The following is a 17,218-nucleotide window of genomic DNA, read 5'->3' as shown; positions in this document are numbered from 1 at the left end:
CCCCGCCGAACGCGCTCCGGCCGTCAGCGCCCCTGGTAGCGGGCCGCGTTCGTGCGGGCCGTGCCGAGTCTGCCGTAGAGCTGCCACCCTGGGCACTCCGTGGCGAACCCGTCCCGGTGGCCGGAGATCACGTTCAGTCGTACCTTCTTACCTTTTCGGTAGAGATTGCCACCGCCGGACGTCAGATATGTCTTTCCGCTCGGATTGGCGCCGAACAGGCCAAGCTTCCACGCCGTCAGCCGGGCGATGGCCGTCACCGCGGCGGCGGCCGGTCGGGCGGTGCCGTACGTGCCCAGGACCGCGATCCCCATGCTGTCGGTGTTGAAACCGAGGGTGTGGGCGCCCCGGACCGGCTTCGCCACTCCCCCGGCGCGCCCCTCGTAGATGTTTCCGCACTTGTCGACGAGGAAGTTGTAGCCGATGTCCCGCCAGCCCATGCTCTTGACGTGGTAGCGGTAGATACCGCGGATGAGCGACGGCACCTGTGAACACGTGTACGTGTTGCCGGAGGCCGTGTGGTGCACGAAGGCGGCCTTGACCTTCGACGTGTAGACGAACCCCTTCTCCCGCAGCCCCTCGCTCGCGCCCCAGCCGAGCCGGGTGACGATGCGCGGGCGCGGGCCGATGTACGGCGTCGCCCGCTGCCGCTGCGCCGGGTCGGCGGCCGGCAGCGCGCGCAGTTCGTCCACGGTCTGCCGCCGGGTCAGCGCGGGGATCACCGTGGCGCCGAGCGGGACCAGGTCGGCGTTGGCGGCGGACGCGGTGGCCGCGGCGACGGCCGCCCGGATCCCGGCACCCGATGTTCCGGACGGGACAAGGGACTTCACGGCGCCGGCGCCCACCTGTCCGAGCGGGACGAGGAACTTCACGGCACCGGCGCGCGGGGCGGCCACCGGCACGTGGCGCGGGCCGGACCGCACGGCGCGGGTGGCCGGCCCGGGATGCACGCGCCCCGGGTCGACGAGTTCGAGGCGCAGTCCGGAGGGGAGCCGGGAGCCGGCCGGGAGCACCGCGCGCGGGGCGCGGCCCGCCCGTTGGGCGGAGGCCGGGCCGTGGACTCCGGACTCGGTACGCACGCGCACCTCGACTCCGTTCGAATCGCCCACCCACAGGGGCGCGGTGGCGCCCCGCACCCGGCCCGCGGCGCGCTCGGCGGTGCCGGGATCGGCGCCGTGGTCGCCGTTGTGCGTGTCGACGTTCCTCCAGCCGGACCAGGCACGGGTGCCGACCGCGCGGGTGCGGACCTGGACGCGGCCGCGCAGTTCGACGTCCGGGTCGTCCCAGACGACGCCGACCAGGGAGAAGCGGTGCACGCCGCGGCGCGGCAGACCCTGGTCCTTGGCCAGGGTGCCGGAGGTGCGGGTGGCGGAACCCCGGCGGTCGGGGGCGAGGGGGACGAGGGGCAGCGACTGGGTGCTGCCGGGCAGGTCCGACGCGGCGGCCGCGGCCTCGCCGGCCCGGACCGCGGCGGACTCGGCCATGTCGGCCGCAGCCATGTGGGCCGTGGCGGGGGCGGCCGCGTCGCCGGTCGGGAGCGAGCTCGCGGACACCGGCATGGGCGCCGCGGCGGCGGGCGGACTCAGCGGCAGGACGAGGGCGGCCGCACAGGTGACACCGATCGAAGAAGCAAGCAATCCACGCATATCGCCGATCATGGACATAGTCATATATGTCTGTCCATCGGAGAACTGACGGCCCGTCGGACGCCGTTCCGCCGAACCGGTGGTCCGCGACCGGCCCGCCGGTGGGAGCCCGCCGCGCCGCCCGCGTACGCTTGCGCGGGTGAACGCCACCGATCGCACCCCTGCCGACCTGCTGCGTTCCGCGCTCGCCGCGGACCCCTCGCGCCCCCTGGTGACCTTCTACGACGACGCCACCGGCGAACGCGTCGAACTGTCCGTGGCCACCTTCGCCAATTGGGTGGCCAAGACCGCCAACCTCCTCCAGGACGGACTGTCCGCGGAACCGGGCGACCGGGTCGCGCTGCTGCTGCCCGCGCACTGGCAGACGGCGGTGTGGCTGCTGGCGTGCTCTTCGGTGGGCGTCGTCGCGGACATGTCGGGGGACCCGGCGCGAGCGGACTTCGTCGTGGCCGGACCCGGGCGGTTCGAGGCGGGGCTCGCGTGCCGCGGGGAGCGGTACGCCCTGTCGCTGGCGCCGCTCGGCCGCCGCTTCCTGCCGGGGCCCCCCGAGGGCTACGCCGACTACGCGGTGGACGTGCCGACCCATGGCGACCGGTTCGTGCCGTACGCGCCCGTGGACCCGGAGGAGCCCGCGCTGATCGTGGCCGGCGCGGAGTTCACCGGGGCCGAGGTCGTGGCGCGGGCACGGGACGAAGCCGCCGAGCTGGGGTTCACCGGGCCCGGGGCCCGGCTGCTGTCGGGGCTGCCCTACGACACGTGGGAGGGGCTGAGCGCCGGACTGTACGCGGCGCTGGCGAGCGGCGGGTCCGTGGTGCTGTGCCGGCACCTGGAGGAACTGTCGGAGGACGGGCTGGCGAAGCGGGTCGAGAGCGAGCGGGTGACGGCGGTCCGCGCGGGCCGCTAGCTCGGGGCGCTTTTCTGGGGGCCGGTGGTGAAGCCGCGGGTCCGTTGTGGCCGGTCGCGCAGTTCCCCTCGCCCCTGGAGGGGGGCGGCGGCACCGCCCGCCCGAGCCGCGCGCGCCCCTGCCCCTGAAGGGGGCGGCAGCACCGTCCGTCCAAGGCGTACGGGGCTTCTGCCCCCGCTCCGAGAATGTCGCCCGTTCGGGCTACTCCCGACCGCAGGGCCGCTTCGGCCGCGCCATGGTCGTAGGAGCAGCACGCTGGTACGCGATGAGGGGGTGGACCCGGACGTGACCGACGACGCGGCGGAAGACGTCCGGGGCCGGTGCGCCGACGGGGCTCGGGCCTCCGGGGGGTGTCTCGGGCCGGGGGCGGGGGCCACCGCCGTGGGCAGCGGGCTGATACGGCGGCGGCGACGACGGTGGTTGCAGGGAGCGGCGGTCGGGGTGACGGTGCTCGTCGTCGGTGCCGTCGGGGCCGGGTGGACGGTGTACGCGAAGCTGAACGGCAACATCACGGCCGACGACGCGGCCGCTGCGGAACTCGCCCGGTACGACCGGGAACGGCCCACGGCGCTGGTGCACGGCGCGCAGAACATCCTGCTGATCGGGTCGGACTCGCGCTCGGGGGAGGGGAACGGGAAGTACGGGCGGGACTCGGGGACCGAGCGGTCGGACACGACGATCCTGCTGCACCTGGCCGCCGGGCGGCGCAGCGCGACCGCCGTCTCCCTGCCGCGTGACCTGATGGTGGACGTGCCCTCGTGCCTGCGCCCGGACGGCAGCCACACCGAGCCGACGTTCTCGATGTTCAACTACGCCTTCCAGATGGGCGGTTCGGCCTGCACCGTGCGCACGGTGGAGAAGCTCACCGACATCCGGGTCGACCACTACGCCGTCGTCGACTTCACCGGGTTCAAGGACATGGTGGACGCCGTCGACGGCGTCCAGGTGTGCCTGAAGGGCCCCATCACCGACAAGGCGGCCAGGCTGAGGCTGCCCGCCGGCCGCGTCACGCTCGACGGCGAGCAGGCTCTCGGTTACGTCCGCGCCCGCAAGTCGCTCGGCGACGGCAGCGACACCAGCCGGATGGACCGCCAGCAGCGGTTCCTCGGCGCGCTGGTCAACAAGGTGCGGAGCAACGGCGTACTGCTCAATCCCGGCAAGCTCTACCCGGTGCTGGACGCGGCGACGTCGTCGCTCACCACCGACCCGGACCTGGCGAGCCTGCGCGGTGTCTACGAGCTCGTGCGCGGGCTGCGCGACGTCCCCGTCAAGCGCGTGCAGTTCCTGACCGTGCCGCGGAGGTCGTACGTGTACGACGCCAACCGCGATCAGCTCGTGGAGCCCGAAGCCGAACGTCTGTTCGAGAGATTGCGCCAGGACGCGCCGGTGAGGGTCTCCCGGAACGCTTTGAAGAATTCTGGCGATTCCTACCCGAATGACCCCGCGTTCGCCACGCCCGTTTTCCGGGGCCACACCGCCGCCGAGGACAGCTGCGAGTAAAGCGCTTGCCAAGCAGGCGTACATTTACGAACGCCAGTTCAAGGAAATGGGCGTATTGCCCGCTTGTAGGAACGTGGAATTTGTCACCGTCGTCGCCTGACGTTGAACTGGGCGGATAGTGTGAGCGCTCCCGGTGCCCCGGCCCGCGAGGTCCTGCCTCGGGTCACGCACCGTGTGACCGTGACCCGAGCGCCTCGAGGGGGGAAAGGCGCCGCGTGGCCCCGACGGAGGATTCGGACAACCGTGGACGCGCAAGGCCGTGGGCGGGCGGACAACATCGACCCCGCAGACCAGTGGGTACTCAATCCGAACACTGGCGAATACGAACTGCGACTGGCTCCTTCCGCTCCGCAATCAGCGGTTCCCAGGCCTCGTCGATCCGCGCCACGCGGAGCGGGTGCCGCGGATGTGGACAAGAGCACAGCGCGCAGTCGTACCGCCGCGCCGCCAGGACGGGAGAGGGGGGTGCCGGATCACGAGATCCCGGCACCGCGCCGTCGCCGTGGCGTGCCCGAGGAACCGCCGCCCGGACGGAGGGGACGGCGGCCCGGCAAGAAGAAGTCACGCGCGAAGAAGGTCCTGCTGTGGACCGGCGGCACGATGGCCTTCGTGCTGGTCGCCGGTGCCGGAGCGGGATACCTCTACATCCAGCACCTCAACAACAACATCCAGTCGTCCCCGGACGACGGCGCGAGCACCGGTGGCTTCAACAAGGACAAGGCGATCAACATCCTTGTCATCGGCACCGACAAGCGCACCGGCGCGGGCAACAAGGGCTACGGCGACTCCGGCAGCGTCGGCCACGCCGACACCACGATCCTGCTGCACGTCTCCAAGGACCGGACGAACGCGACCGCGCTCAGCATCCCGCGCGACCTGATCGTGAACGTCCCGGACTGCCCGACCACCCAGCCGGACGGCACCACCAAGGTCATCAAGGGCACGGACGGCGTCCGCTTCAACACCAGCCTCGGCCAGGACGAGCGGACACCGAGCTGCACCATGCGCACGGTCACCGAGCTGACCGGGATCACCCCGGACAACTTCATGGTCGCCGACTTCAACGCGGTCAAGACGCTGACCACGGCGGTCGGCGGGGTCGACGTGTGTCTCGCCAAGGACATCAAGGACCCCGACTCGCACCTGAACCTGAAGAAGGGGACCCAGCACATCCAGGGCGAGACCGCGCTCGCCTTCGTGCGCACCCGGCACGCCGTCGGCTTCGGCGGCGACCTGAGCCGGATCACGCTCCAGCAGCAGTTCCTCAGTGCGCTGATGCGCAAGCTGAACTCCAACTCCACCCTCACCAACCCGACGAAGATGGTGAAGGTGGCCGAGGCGGCCACCAAGGCGCTGACCGTGGACTCCCAGCTCGACAGCATCGGCAAGATCAAGGACCTCGGTCTGGAGATGGGCAAGCTCAACCCCAAGAACCTGACGTTCACCACGGTTCCGGTGCTCGACAACCCGGCCGAGAAGGTGAAGGCCACGGTCGTCCTCAACAAGACCACGGCGCCCACGATCTTCCAGATGATCCAGGAGGACGTGTCCTTCACCGAGGTCGCGGCCCAGAAGAAGGCGGCCAAGAGCAAGGAGGCCGCCGCGGCCGCCAAGCGCCTGGAGGGCACCCAGTCCGCGGCCTCCGAGGTGCGGGTGCGGATCCTGAACGGCGGGGCCGTGGCGGGCAGCGCACAGGAAACGCTTAACTGGCTGCAGAATGATGAGGGCGTGACGAAGTCGGAGAACGCGGGCAACGCCCCGGCGGCTCTGAGCAGGACAACGCTGGAGTACGCGCCCGACCAGGCCGACCAGGCACGCAAGCTCGCCAAGCTCATGGGTCTCTCCGGATCCGCGATGAAGCCCGGCAAGAGCGTGACCAACTCGCAAGGTCTGCCCGCGATGACGCTGACTCTCGGCAAGGACTTCAAGGGTGCGGGCGTATCCCTGACCGCGGCGACAAAGGTGCCGGACACGGTCAGTACGTCCACAGCGGACAAGGTTGAGTGCGCCAAGTGACCTAACGGGTCCGTCACGCGTCTCTTAGAACGCGGGACGGACCCGTTGTCGGGCGCAGGGTGGGGAGGCTGGAGTTGGCACAGAGCATTGTGCGGGGGGAGGCGTCTGCGGTGGACGACACGATGTCGCTCACGCCGCAGGGCCAGGGAACGCCGTCGGACCAGGAACTGTCGGAGCAGGAACTGCACGGGGACGGTGAGCACGGCACCAAGAAGGCCGGCGGCCGCAGTCGACGTGTGCTGCGCTGGTCGGCGACGGTGATGGCCGTGGTCATACTCGGCACGGCCGGCGCCGGATACCTGTATTACCGCCACCTCAACGGCAACATCCACAAGGATGCGTTGAACATCGGCGACGAGAAGGACAGAGCCGCCGGCACGAAGGCGAACGCGGCCGGGCAGACCGCGATGAACATCCTGCTGATCGGTTCGGACGCGCGCGACACCGAGGAGAACCAGAAGCTCGGCGGCGCCAAGGAGACCTTCGGCGGCACTCCCCTCGCCGATGTCCAGATGCTGCTGCACGTCTCCGCCGACCGCTCCAACATGTCGGTCGTCAGCATGCCGCGCGACACCCTGGTCGACATACCCAAGTGCACGGACCCGGACACCGGCAAGGTCTACGCGGCCAGCACCACGACCGTGATGACGAACCAGTCGCTGGGCCGCGGCGGTCCGGGCTGCACGGTGGCGACGTGGGAGAAGCTGACCGACATCCACATCGACCACTTCATGATGATCGACTTCTCGGGTGTGGTCTCCATGGCGGACGCCATAGGCGGCGTCCCGGTCTGTGTGAGCGCCAACGTCTTCTCGCACACCTCCACCGGCCACGGCTCGGGCCTGAAGCTGAAGGAGGGCACCACCTCGATCAAGGGCAAGCAGGCCCTCCAGTGGCTGCGCACCCGGTACGGCTTCGAGGACGGCAGTGACCTCGCGCGCGCCAAGGCGCAGCACATGTACATGAACTCGATGGTCCGCGAGCTGCGCGCCAGCGCGAAGCTGACCAACCCGACCAAGTTGCAGAGCCTCGCCGAGGCGGCCACGAAGGCGATCACGGTCGACGACGGCCTGGGCACCATCACCAAGATGTACGACCTGGCCGAGGAGCTCAAGAAGGTCCCGACGGACCGCATCACGATGACGACGATGCCGAACGAATACGTCGGCGCGCGCGTGAAGCCCACGGCGGACGCCACGAAGCTGTTCCGCATGGTGCGCGAGGACATCGCCCTCGACGGCAAGGACAAGAAGAAGACCGCCGCCACCGCCACCCCGGCGGCGACCGCGGATCCGGCCGCCGCGGACGACCAGATCGCGGTCCAGGTCCGCAACGGCACGGCCACCGACGGCCTGGCCCCGGTCTCCGGACGCGCGAAGGCGGTGACCGGGCTGCTGGCCGGCAAGGGCTTCACCGAGGCCAAGGCGGACACCTCGGCGGCCACGGCCGAGGCCACCACGCTGATCCGCTACCCGAGCGCCGACCTCAAGGGCGACGCAGAGCGGATCGCGAAGGCGCTGGGCATCCCGGCGAGCGCGGTGGAGAAGTCCACCTCCGTCTCCGGGATCACGCTCGTGGTGGGAGCGGACTGGCGGTCGGGTACGACGTACAAGGCGCCGGCGGACGAGGACAAGACGCCCGACACGGCGCAGGCGATCAACGCGTCCGACACCTCGCAGTGCATGCAGGTCGACCCGGCTTACACCTGGTAGGACGGCAGCCCCGGACACACGTCGGCCCGGACCGCGGGAGAGCGGTCCGGGCCGAGCCGTACGTTCAGGCCGCGGGTCCCGGGCTCTACGCCTCCGCGCCGACGACCGCCGGCCGCCGGGACGCGATGACCTTCCTGGCCAGCGACCGCGGGCTGGTGAGGAAGCCCCAGCCCCACGACATGTGCATGGTGGCCAGCGCGACGGGGATCCGGAGCCGTGCCTTCAGCGGCAGCCCCTTGCCCGCGGGCAGCGACCCGGCGACGATCGCGGCGAGGTAGCCGCCGGGTATGACGAAGCCCCACGGGGTGAGGGCCGCGCCCACCACGAGGCCCGCCGCGATCGCGCAGACCGCGGTCGGCGGGGCGAGGTAGCGCAGGTTGATGGAGCCCTCGTGGTAGCGGGCGACCACGTGCCGCCAGCGGCCGTAGTCCTTGTACTGCTTGGCGAGCGCCTTCACGCTGGGGCGCGGACGGTACGACACGCGCAGCTCGGGCGAGAACCAGATGAGGCCGCCCGCCTCCCTGATCCGGAAGTTCAGCTCCCAGTCCTGGGCGCGGATGAACTCCTCGTTGTAGCCGCCCTGCCGCTCCAGTGCCTCCCGGCGGAAGACGCCCAGGTACACCGTCTCGGCCGCGGCGGCCTGTCCACCGGTGTGGAAGGCGGCGTTGCCGACGCCGATCTTCGAGGTCATGGCCGCGGCGACCGCGTGCTCCCAGTCGTTCTCGCCCTCGGCGTGCATGATGCCGCCGACGTTCTGCGCGCCGGTCTCCTCCAGGAGCCGTACGGCGGTGGCGATGTAGTTCGGCGAGAGCATGCCGTGGCCGTCCACGCGGACGACGACCGGATGGCGGGAGGCCTTGATCGCGGCGTTGAGGGCGGCGGGCGTACGACCCGTCGGGTTCGGCACGGTGTGCACCCGCGGGTCCTCCGCCACGAGTTCGGCGGCGATCTCGTCCGTACGGTCCGTGGACGGACCGATGGCGATCACGACCTCCATCTCGCCCGCGTACTCCTGGGCGAGGATCGCTCGGACGGCTTGCCGGAGATGCCGCTCCTCGTTGAGGACGGGCATGATCACGGAAACGGCGGGAAGCTGCACGTCGGACTTGGCGTTCATCGGTGCTCACGTTACCGCGAACGGGCGACACCGGCGCGCGCCGCCGGGTGCTCGGACCCGGGCGGCAGATCGTATGGGCCTACGGTGCTCACGGATCGCGTACGGCCTCGTCCGGAGGTGTCCCTCTTGTCCACCCCCACCCGCTCCCCCGCCCGGCCACGGCGCCGACCGCAGCCGGCCCGCCGTGCGCCGCGGCCCCCCGTACGGCGCAGGAGGCCGCGCTGGGCCATGCGGGCGGTGACCACGCTGTCGGTGGTGGTGCTCGCCGCCGCCGGGATCGGGCACTCCGTGGTCGCGAGCCTGGACGCGGGTATCGCCCGGGTCGACCCGTTCAAGGACATGAAGAACCGCCCGCGCGCGGGCCACGGCATGAACGTCCTGCTGGTGGGCACCGACGGCCGGGACCGGATCACCGAGGCGGAGCGGCGCAAGTACCGGCTCGGCGGCGCCCCCTGCCACTGCACCGACACGATCATGATCGTGCACATCTCGGAGAACCTGGAGCGGGCGAGCGTGGTGAGCCTGCCGCGCGACAGCTACGCCGACACGCCCTCGCACATCGACCGGACCACCGGCCGGCCGCACGCCGGCCACCCCATCAAGCTCAACGCGGCCTACGCGGAGGGCGGGCCGCAACTGACCGTGCGCACGGTCGAGAGCATGACCCACGTCAAGATCGACCACTATCTGGAGGTCGACTTCACCAGCTTCATGAAGACGGTGGACGTGCTCGGCGGGGTGCGGATCTGCACCGCCGTACCGATGAAGGACTCCTACACCGGACTGGACCTGCGGGCCGGCACCCACACGCTGATGGGCGGGCAGGCCCTCCAGTACGTCCGCTCCCGGCACGTGGACGGCGCCTCGGACCTCGGCCGGATGCAGCGCCAACAGCGCTTCCTGGCAGCCCTGGTGGACCGGGCCACGTCCTCCGGGGTGCTGCTGAACCCGATCCGGTTCCGGGACGTCACACGGGCGGTGCTCGGCTCGGTGCGCGCCGACAAGGGCTTCGGCACGGACGAACTGCTGGACCTCGGCCGGGCGATGCGCAACTTCTCGCCGTCCTCGTCGGAGTTCACCACCGTGCCCATCGGCCGGATGGGATACGCGGTCAAGGGCATCGGCTCCACGCTGAAGTGGGACCCCGTCAGGTCCGAGCGCCTCTTCCGGGCGCTGCGCGACGACAGGCCGCTGGCCACGCACCGGCCGCCGCCCCGGCACGCCGCGGCCCGGGTGGCGGTGGCCCCGCAGCAGATCCGGGTGCAGGTGGAGAACGGCACCGCCACCGCCGGGCTCGGCAGGCGCGTGGACGCCGCGCTGACCGCCACCGGCTTCGCCACCACCCGGCGTCCCGTCAATGCCGCCGAGCGCACGGTCACGCGCACGGTCGTCGTCTACGACCCACGCTGGGACCGCTCCGCGAAGTCCCTGGCCGTCGCCCTGCCGGGCAGCGAGCTGCGGGCGGTGCGGGGCCAGGGGCCGGTGCTGAAGGTGATCGCCGGCTCGGACTTCCGCCAGGTGCGCAGGGTGCGGGCGGACGATCCCCGGCAGGGGGAGTTCGGGGCGGTCCGCGGGGACGAGGTGGGCTGCGCGTAGGGACGGCCGACGCGGACGCGCCGGACGCCCGGGGCGTCGACGCGCCCGGTCCCCGACGGGATCAGTCCTCGATGCCCTCCGCCGCCCGGCGGGCCCGCAGCTCCATGATCGCCCGACGGCGGGCGAGGCGGTGGGTGCGGCGGATCTGGGCCTCCTGGTTGCGGCGCTTGTCGCGTTCCGTCTCCGGCAGGACCGGCGGCACCCGGCGCGGCTTGCCGTCGGCGTCCACCGCGGCGAAGACGAGGTAGGCCGAGCCGACCTGGGTGGCCGGGGTGGACTCGTTCCAGCGCTCGGCCAGGACCCGCACGCCGACCTCCATCGAGGTTCGGCCGGTCCAGTTGACCTGGGCCTTCACATGCACCAGGTCGCCGACCCTGACCGGCTCCAGGAACGCCATCTCGTCCATGGAGGCGGTGACGGCCGGGCCCCCGCTGTGCCGGCCGGCCACGGCGCCCGCCGCGTCGTCGACCAGCTTCATGATCACTCCACCGTGCACCGAGCCCAGGAGGTTGGTGTCATTGTGGGTCATGATGTGGCTGAGGGTGGTGCGGGACGCGGAGGTCGGCTTGCCCGGGATATCCGAGGTGCCCGATTCCGCTGCTGAGACCTGGTCTGTCATGACCCCCACCCTATGCCGAGGCGACATCCAGGGAATTTGTGTCAGCTTGGCAACAGCCGGGCCCTGATTTTCCGACGACTCTTGTGGGGCACACCCCGGGTCCCGGCACACTGGGGCCCATGAGCGATTGGCCCCAGGGATGGTCCGACGAGAACGGCGGCAGCCGGCACGGACGCGGCAGCGCCGGAGCGCAGCCCGAGAGCGCCCGTGTGATGCGGCAGGTCCGCCGCGGTCCGGCGACTCCGCCCGGTCAGGGCGGCGGCTACGGCCCCGGCCCGTCCGCGCCGCCGTACGGGGGCGGCGTCCCGCAGCAGCCGTCGTACACCGACGGCCAGGGCTACGACGACGGCTACGACAGCGGCTACAACACGGGCCATGTCTACGGCGCGCCCGGTGGCGGCTCCGGCGGCCCGGACGACCCCGGCGGGTACGGGCGGCCCCGGCCGGACTGGCGCCGCCGTATCAAGTGGACGGCGATCACCGTGGTGAGCGTGCTGGTGGTCACGACCGTCGGCACGTACTTCTGGGCCGACGGAAAGCTACGCCGCGAGGTCGACCTGTCGACGGTCATCGACCGGCCCGAGGCGGGCGAGGGCACGAACTACCTGATCGTCGGCTCCGACAGCCGTGAGGGTCTGTCCAGCGCCGACAAGAAGGCGCTGCACACCGGCTCCGCCGCGGGCAAGCGCACCGACTCGATGATGATCCTGCACGTGGGCAGCAACGGCGACACGCTGATATCCCTGCCCCGCGACTCGGACGTGGAGATACCCACGTACCAGGGCTCCGAGTCCGGCAAGGTCTTCAAGGGCACGGGCCGGCACCGGAAGCTGAACGCCGCGTACGCCGAGGACGGCCCGACGCTGCTGGTCCGCACGATCGAGTTCAACACCGGTCTGCACATCGACCACTACGTCGAGATCGGCTTCGCGGGCTTCGCGGGCATCGTGGACGCGGTCGGCGGGGTGGACATCACCATCGACAAGGCGTTCAAGGACAAGTACTCCGGCGCCGACTTCCAGGCGGGCGAGCAGACGCTGAACGGCGAGGAGGCGCTGGCCTTCGTCCGGACCCGGCACGCCTTCGCCACGTCCGACCTCCAGCGCACGAAGAACCAGCAGAAGTTCCTCGCGGCGCTGGCCCACCAGGTGGCCACCCCGGGGACGATCCTCAACCCGTTCAAGTTCTACCCGACCATGGGTGCGGGCCTGGACTCCCTGATCGTCGACAAGGACATGGGCCTGTGGGACCTGGGCTCCATGTTCTTCGCGATGAAGGGTGTCAACGGCGGTGACGGCACGTCGATGAACATGCCGATCTCGGGCTCCTCCGGCGGCAACCTCGTCTGGGACAAGGCGAAGGTGAAGACGCTGGTGAACGAGTTGAACAACGACGAGAAGGTCACGGTGTCCGGTGACTGAGCCGACCCCTCCCCCCGGCCCGAGACCGCCCTTCGACGCGGTCCTGTGCGACGTCGACAACGTCATACGGCACTTCGACCCGGCCGGTCTGGAGGCGCTGGAGCGGGCCGCCGGGCTGGCCGAGGGCACCACGATGAAGGTGGCCTTCGCCCCCGAGGTCGACCTGCCGGTCCTGCTGGGCCTGGCCACCGAGCAGGAGTGGGTGGAGTCCATCACGGAGGGCCTGACCGGCCTGGTCCCCGAGGCGACGGCCTGGGAGCTGGGCACCGCCCTGCTGGAGTCGCCCTTCCACGCCGACGAGACGGTGGTGTCCTTGCTGCGCCGGGCCCGCACCCGGGTGCCGCTGGTCCTGGTCACCAACGCCACCCTGGGCCTGGAGGCCGACCTGGACTCGCTCGGGCTGACCGACCTCGCCGACCACGTCGTCAGCAGCGCCCGGGTGGGCCTGGCCAAGCCGGACCCGCGCATCCTGGAGCTGGCCGCGGTACGGGCGGGCGCGCGCCCCGAGCGGTGCCTGTTCGTGGACGACACCGAGGAGAACGTGATGGCGGCCGCCGCGCTGGGCATGCAGGGCGTGCACTTCCGTCAGGCACCGGACCTGGAGCGCGCCCTGGAACCGCTCTTCGCCTGACCGGGCGACGGAGTGAGGGCACCCCGTGGGGTGCCCTCGGACCCGGTCGGGGTCGATGCCACATCCTGACGTCCGCCGTCGCGCGGCACCTCTCGACGCGGCGGCGACGGCGCCGAGGCCATTCGTTCGGATGCCTCGGCACACCCGGCCGCCGGTGCCGCCGTACGCCCTACGGCTTCCTGCCCACCCCGGCGAAGTGGGTGACCTCCACCGGCGCCCCGTCCTTGGTGTCGGAGGCGTCGGGCCGCCAGCGGGAGCAGGAGACGATGCCGGGTTCCAGGAGTTCGACGCGGTCGAAGAGACGGGTCAGGTCGTCCCGGCTGCGCAGGGTCATGGGGGCCGAGCCCTGGCTGTTCCAGTACGCGACCGCCTGGGTCATGGCCTCGCCGTCGACCTCGGTGGTGGGGTGGGAGATCACCAGGTGGCTGCCGGAGGGAACGGCGTCCAGGAGCCGGTGGACGATGGACACGGCCTCGTCGGTGTCCATCACGAAGTTGATGATGCCCAGCATGGTGATGGCGACGGGACGGTCGAGGTCCAGGGTCCGCGCCGCGCCCCTGAGGATCGTCTCGGGGTCGCGCACGTCCGCCTCGATGTAGTCCGTGACGCCCTCGGGCGTGCTGGTGAGCAGCGCGTGGGCGTGGGTGAGGACCAGGGGGTCGTTGTCGGCGTACACGATCCGGGACGAGGGGGCCACCCGCTGCGCGACCTCGTGCGTGTTGTCCGCCGTCGGCAGGCCGGTGCCTATGTCGAGGAACTGGCGTATCCCCACCTCTTTGGCCAGGTGGCGCACCGCCCGCGCCAGGAAGCCCCGGTCCGCCACCGCTGAGCGGGGCAGCGCCGGCACGAAGCCGAGGATCTGGTCGCCGACCTCCTCGTCCACCGGGTAGTGGTCCTTGCCGCCCAGCCAGTAGTTCCAGATACGGGCCGAGTGCGAGACGTCCGTACGCAGCCGGGTGGTGCGCGCGACGCCTTCGTCCTCGGCGGCGGGGAGATCGGGCTGTGTCATGGCTTCAGGGCTCCTTGCCTGGTAGACGGTCACGCATTCGGAATCAAAAGTTGGAGATCACGCTGGTGATCACACGCTCGATCGTCTCGGCTTTCCTCGCGTCGTACGCCTGCCCGCCGGTCACGTCCGCGATCTCCTGCAACACGGTCCTGCCGTGCTTATCGTTCTCGTCGGCGTCACTGCCGTAGGCGATGGTGAAGATCCGGATCTGAGGCTTTGCGGGGTCGCCGATCCGTCTGAGCAGTTCGTCCTTGGCCAGGCTCCCGTTGTCCTCGTTGCGGCCATCGGTGAGTAGGACGATCGCGTTGATGGCCTGCGGGTCGTAGTGGTCGCGCATGAAGCGGACCTCGGCGTCGAGCGTGTCGTAGAGGCCGGTCGCGCCGTCCGGTTCCAGATTCTCGACGTTCTCGGTCAGCAGTCGCGCACGTGTGCCGCCCTTCAGCTTCTCGTCGTACAGGCCGAGCGGCACCAGTTCGCGGTAGTCACGTCCACCGCCGAGGACGTCCGCGTCGGAGAACTTCACCAGCCCGACACGGTCGTTGCCGCTGAACTCGCCGAAGAGTCTGGGTTCCGCCGCCTTCAAGCGCCCGATCTTGGTGTCGCCGGTTCCTGGAATTTCGTCGTTCATGGACTCCGAGTTGTCGATGACGACAAGCACGTTGGCGCGGCGGCGCAGGGTGGGCCAGATGTCCAGCAGATGCTGGAGGACCTCGCCCCGGGGCATCGGCATACGGATGTACTGGGCTTTGGGCTGAACCTCATCCGACTTTCTCAGCAGGCTGGATTCCCGGACGACCCGGCCGTCATGGGTGCGAAAGCCGTAGGGCGCGAACTGTTCGGCGTAGACCTGGGGATCCTGCAGGTAACCGAGGAAGTCGTCGGCCAGCGTCTTCTTCGCGCCTTTCGTCCAGTTCAGCTTGATGTACGGGTGGTCGGAGAACGGAACTCCGTCCTTCGGGTAGAACGAGACCAGCGGGATGTCCGGCGGGTCCGGCGGGTCGGTCTGCTTGCAGCCGTCCTGCTCGCTGAGCGCGCCGCAGGGGTAGCCCGCGTTGTAGGCGGCCACGCTGCTCTCCTCCAGTGCGATGGCGGAGATGTACGACATAGCCCGGTCGGGCCCACCGCTCTCGGCCCTGCGCAGGTTGGAGAGGAAGGTCAGGGTGGTGTCGCCGTAGTGGACCGTGGCCTGCTCGATGCTCCTGACGAACGCGCGGTCGGCACTGTTGTCGAGGTGCGCCGTACCCAGTTCACGGCTGGTACCAGTCTTTGCGAAGAAGGCAGCGACGGTGGCGTTCAGCCCGGAGGTGGAGTACCCGGGATTAGTCTTGCCGAGCTTGAACGCGCCCCACTCCGGATGGCCGCGCCGCGCCCAGAAGCCGTCCGCGTCCTGCGCCCATTGGGCCAGATCACTCCAGGAGAATCGCCGCTCGGGCCAGTTCAGGGCCTTGGCCATCGGTTTCGGCATGGCGATGGTCAGCGGGCTCTGCACGATCGAATCCGCCTTCTCCGGGAACGGGTCCATGTCGTTCCCCTTCGCATCGGCACGGGCCAGGGAGAGCCAGGAACTCCCGGCCGGCGCCCATACGTCCGGCCTGTGCCCGTCGGACTCGCTCCAGCCGTCGACCAGCGCCCGCATCGCCTCCCCGGAGTTCTTGTCGTCGATCTGGATTCCCCAGCACTGTCCACCGCTGGCCCGGTGCCCGTAGGCCCGCGCCGCCCGCCGCAGGGGTTCGGACTTGTCCACGGAGGCGGCAATGTGCAGAACAACGGACGCGTCCTTGCAGGGCGCCAGTGTGGAGGGCACCTCCGCCAGGCGGGCGCCGTCGAGCCCGTCCGACCGGGGCAGGAAGGGCGGTGTCGGAATGCTCCAGACCAGCACGGCCAGCAGCGCAAGGCTCAGTGTCGCCCTGCTCCTCACCGTTCTGCCTCGCCACCAGCCGGTGATCCGATGCGCCCGGCGGAGGGCGGGAAGAGAACCCCGGTCATACCGACCGGGTGGGGGAGGCTGCACCGGGGGTGGCGCGGTACCGGAGTACGTGTGTTCGGGATTGTGCTCCATGAGGACGGTGAGTGCCGCCTCTGCCGCGTTCTCGGCCGCGTGCTGCTGGCCGCCCGCGGCGTCGGCATCGCGCTTGCCACCGTCCGCCTTGTCACTGATCCCCCGCACGACCAGTGCCTCCGTGCGGCTGAGCCGCGCCGCGTTGCAGAAGCCGACGCCCTCCATCTCGATGGCCACGGCGTCCTGGTAAGTGCTGGCGAGCTGCTCCCGGATGTCGCCGAATTCGTTGTCGAGCACGACGTTGCCGGAGGCGATCGGCTTGAAGTGGCAGTTGCTTCGCATTTCGGCGTTGACTGCCGTCTGCCCCAGTGGGTGCGAGGCGTAGTACGCACCGGGACGGGCACCACGCCCCTGGTCCGACTCTCTCGCGCTCTCGATGTCGTACACCTTCGAGGCGATCACCACGTCGCCCGGTGCAATGTCGTCCTTCAGTCCGCCAGCAACGCCGACGAGGAGCGCGGCGTGCGGCTTGTAGAAGTGCAGGAGCCGCTGTGCCACCAGACCTGCGTCGGAGTTTCCCTGCCCCACCTGGGCCAGGCGAACGGTCCACTCGGCGTGATCGCCCTCCAGCAGGTACGTCCGCACGACGGTGCCGTCTATCCACTCCGTGCCGCGCCATTCGGCACCTCTGATCGCCAGCCGGGAGAGCAGGGCCCCGAACTCGACGGGAAGCGCCGTGACGACGACGGCGGTGCAAGGACGACGTGCTGCTGCCACCGAACCAACCGATCTTGGTGTTGACCTCGACACCCAGAGTGAACCAGGTCAACAAGCTACCACCGGGCAGGCTTCAACATCCTTGACATACAAGGACATTGGGCTGGCCTCAGCGGCCCTCGTCCGGGGCGTACGCCGATGGCCCCCGTCCGGCAAGGGACGGGGGCCACCGGGAGCAAAAGTACGGCCGTGTTACGGCAGGTTGCGGGCCATGACGATGCGCTGGACCTGGTTGGTGCCCTCGTAGATCTGGGTGATCTTGGCGTCGCGCATC

Annotated in this window: 13 protein-coding genes; 7 read left to right on the top strand and 6 right to left on the bottom strand. The window is 70.4% G+C overall.

Annotated elements, in window-relative coordinates; translation table 11 throughout:
• Positions 1-23: 23 nt before the first annotated feature.
• Positions 24-1,643 carry a peptidoglycan recognition protein family protein gene (locus tag ACZ60B_RS36905; protein WP_469395062.1) on the bottom strand — a complete coding sequence of 540 codons (1,620 nt, stop codon included), beginning with the start codon at positions 1,641-1,643 and terminating at the stop codon, positions 24-26.
• A gap of 139 nt (positions 1,644-1,782) precedes the next feature.
• Here ACZ60B_RS36905 and ACZ60B_RS36900 point away from each other — a divergent pair, with 139 nt between their 5' ends.
• From ACZ60B_RS36900 to ACZ60B_RS36885, 4 genes are all read left to right on the top strand, one after another.
• Positions 1,783-2,547 (top strand): TIGR03089 family protein, encoded by a 765-nt coding sequence (locus tag ACZ60B_RS36900; RefSeq protein ID WP_469395060.1) that lies wholly within the window; start codon positions 1,783-1,785, stop codon positions 2,545-2,547.
• 381 nt (positions 2,548-2,928) lie between these two features.
• The gene (locus ACZ60B_RS36895) at positions 2,929-4,047 is read left to right on the top strand and encodes an LCP family protein (RefSeq protein WP_469395058.1); all 1,119 of its coding nucleotides are present in this window, start codon (positions 2,929-2,931) and stop codon (positions 4,045-4,047) included.
• A gap of 243 nt (positions 4,048-4,290) precedes the next feature.
• Positions 4,291-6,063 (top strand): LCP family protein, encoded by a 1,773-nt coding sequence (locus tag ACZ60B_RS36890; RefSeq protein WP_469395056.1) that lies wholly within the window; start codon positions 4,291-4,293, stop codon positions 6,061-6,063.
• 122 nt (positions 6,064-6,185) lie between these two features.
• Positions 6,186-7,775 (top strand): LCP family protein, encoded by a 1,590-nt coding sequence (locus ACZ60B_RS36885; protein WP_469395095.1) that lies wholly within the window; start codon positions 6,186-6,188, stop codon positions 7,773-7,775.
• An 85-nt stretch (positions 7,776-7,860) separates the two neighbouring features.
• On the opposite strand, the gene ACZ60B_RS36880 is transcribed toward ACZ60B_RS36885, so the two are convergent.
• A complete protein-coding gene (locus ACZ60B_RS36880) occupies positions 7,861-8,892 on the bottom strand; it encodes a glycosyltransferase family 2 protein (RefSeq protein WP_469395054.1) in 1,032 nt (343 codons plus the stop codon).
• A 126-nt stretch (positions 8,893-9,018) separates the two neighbouring features.
• On the opposite strand from ACZ60B_RS36880, the gene ACZ60B_RS36875 reads away from it, so the two are divergent.
• Positions 9,019-10,488, top strand: a complete 1,470-nt coding sequence (locus tag ACZ60B_RS36875) for an LCP family protein (protein WP_469395052.1) — start codon at positions 9,019-9,021, stop codon at positions 10,486-10,488.
• Between the two features lie 61 nt (positions 10,489-10,549).
• Here the strand turns inward: ACZ60B_RS36875 and ACZ60B_RS36870 are convergent, their stop codons facing one another.
• Entirely contained in the window at positions 10,550-11,107 is a 558-nt protein-coding gene (locus ACZ60B_RS36870) for an acyl-CoA thioesterase (RefSeq protein WP_469395050.1), read from the bottom strand.
• A gap of 119 nt (positions 11,108-11,226) precedes the next feature.
• On the opposite strand from ACZ60B_RS36870, the gene ACZ60B_RS36865 reads away from it, so the two are divergent.
• A complete protein-coding gene (locus ACZ60B_RS36865; RefSeq protein WP_469395048.1) occupies positions 11,227-12,528 on the top strand; it encodes an LCP family protein in 1,302 nt (433 codons plus the stop codon).
• Entirely contained in the window at positions 12,521-13,159 is a 639-nt protein-coding gene (locus ACZ60B_RS36860; RefSeq protein ID WP_469395046.1) for an HAD family hydrolase, read from the top strand. The genes ACZ60B_RS36865 and ACZ60B_RS36860 overlap by 8 nt, the downstream gene beginning before the upstream one ends.
• Before the next feature lie 169 nt (positions 13,160-13,328).
• On the opposite strand, the gene ACZ60B_RS36855 is transcribed toward ACZ60B_RS36860, so the two are convergent.
• The 3 genes from ACZ60B_RS36855 to ACZ60B_RS36845 all read right to left on the bottom strand — a co-directional run.
• A complete protein-coding gene (locus ACZ60B_RS36855; RefSeq protein WP_469395044.1) occupies positions 13,329-14,168 on the bottom strand; it encodes an SAM-dependent methyltransferase in 840 nt (279 codons plus the stop codon).
• A gap of 43 nt (positions 14,169-14,211) precedes the next feature.
• Complete coding sequence (locus tag ACZ60B_RS36850; protein ID WP_469395042.1) at positions 14,212-16,944, bottom strand: phosphorylase family protein; 2,733 nt, start codon at positions 16,942-16,944, stop codon at positions 14,212-14,214.
• 192 nt (positions 16,945-17,136) lie between these two features.
• On the bottom strand, positions 17,137-17,218 hold an 82-nt coding region (locus ACZ60B_RS36845), incomplete at its 5' end, for an acyl-CoA dehydrogenase family protein (protein WP_157882129.1).

Source organism: Streptomyces sp. NPDC104096, from assembly GCF_055584385.1.
This window is presented reverse-complemented; position numbering and strand designations above follow the sequence as displayed.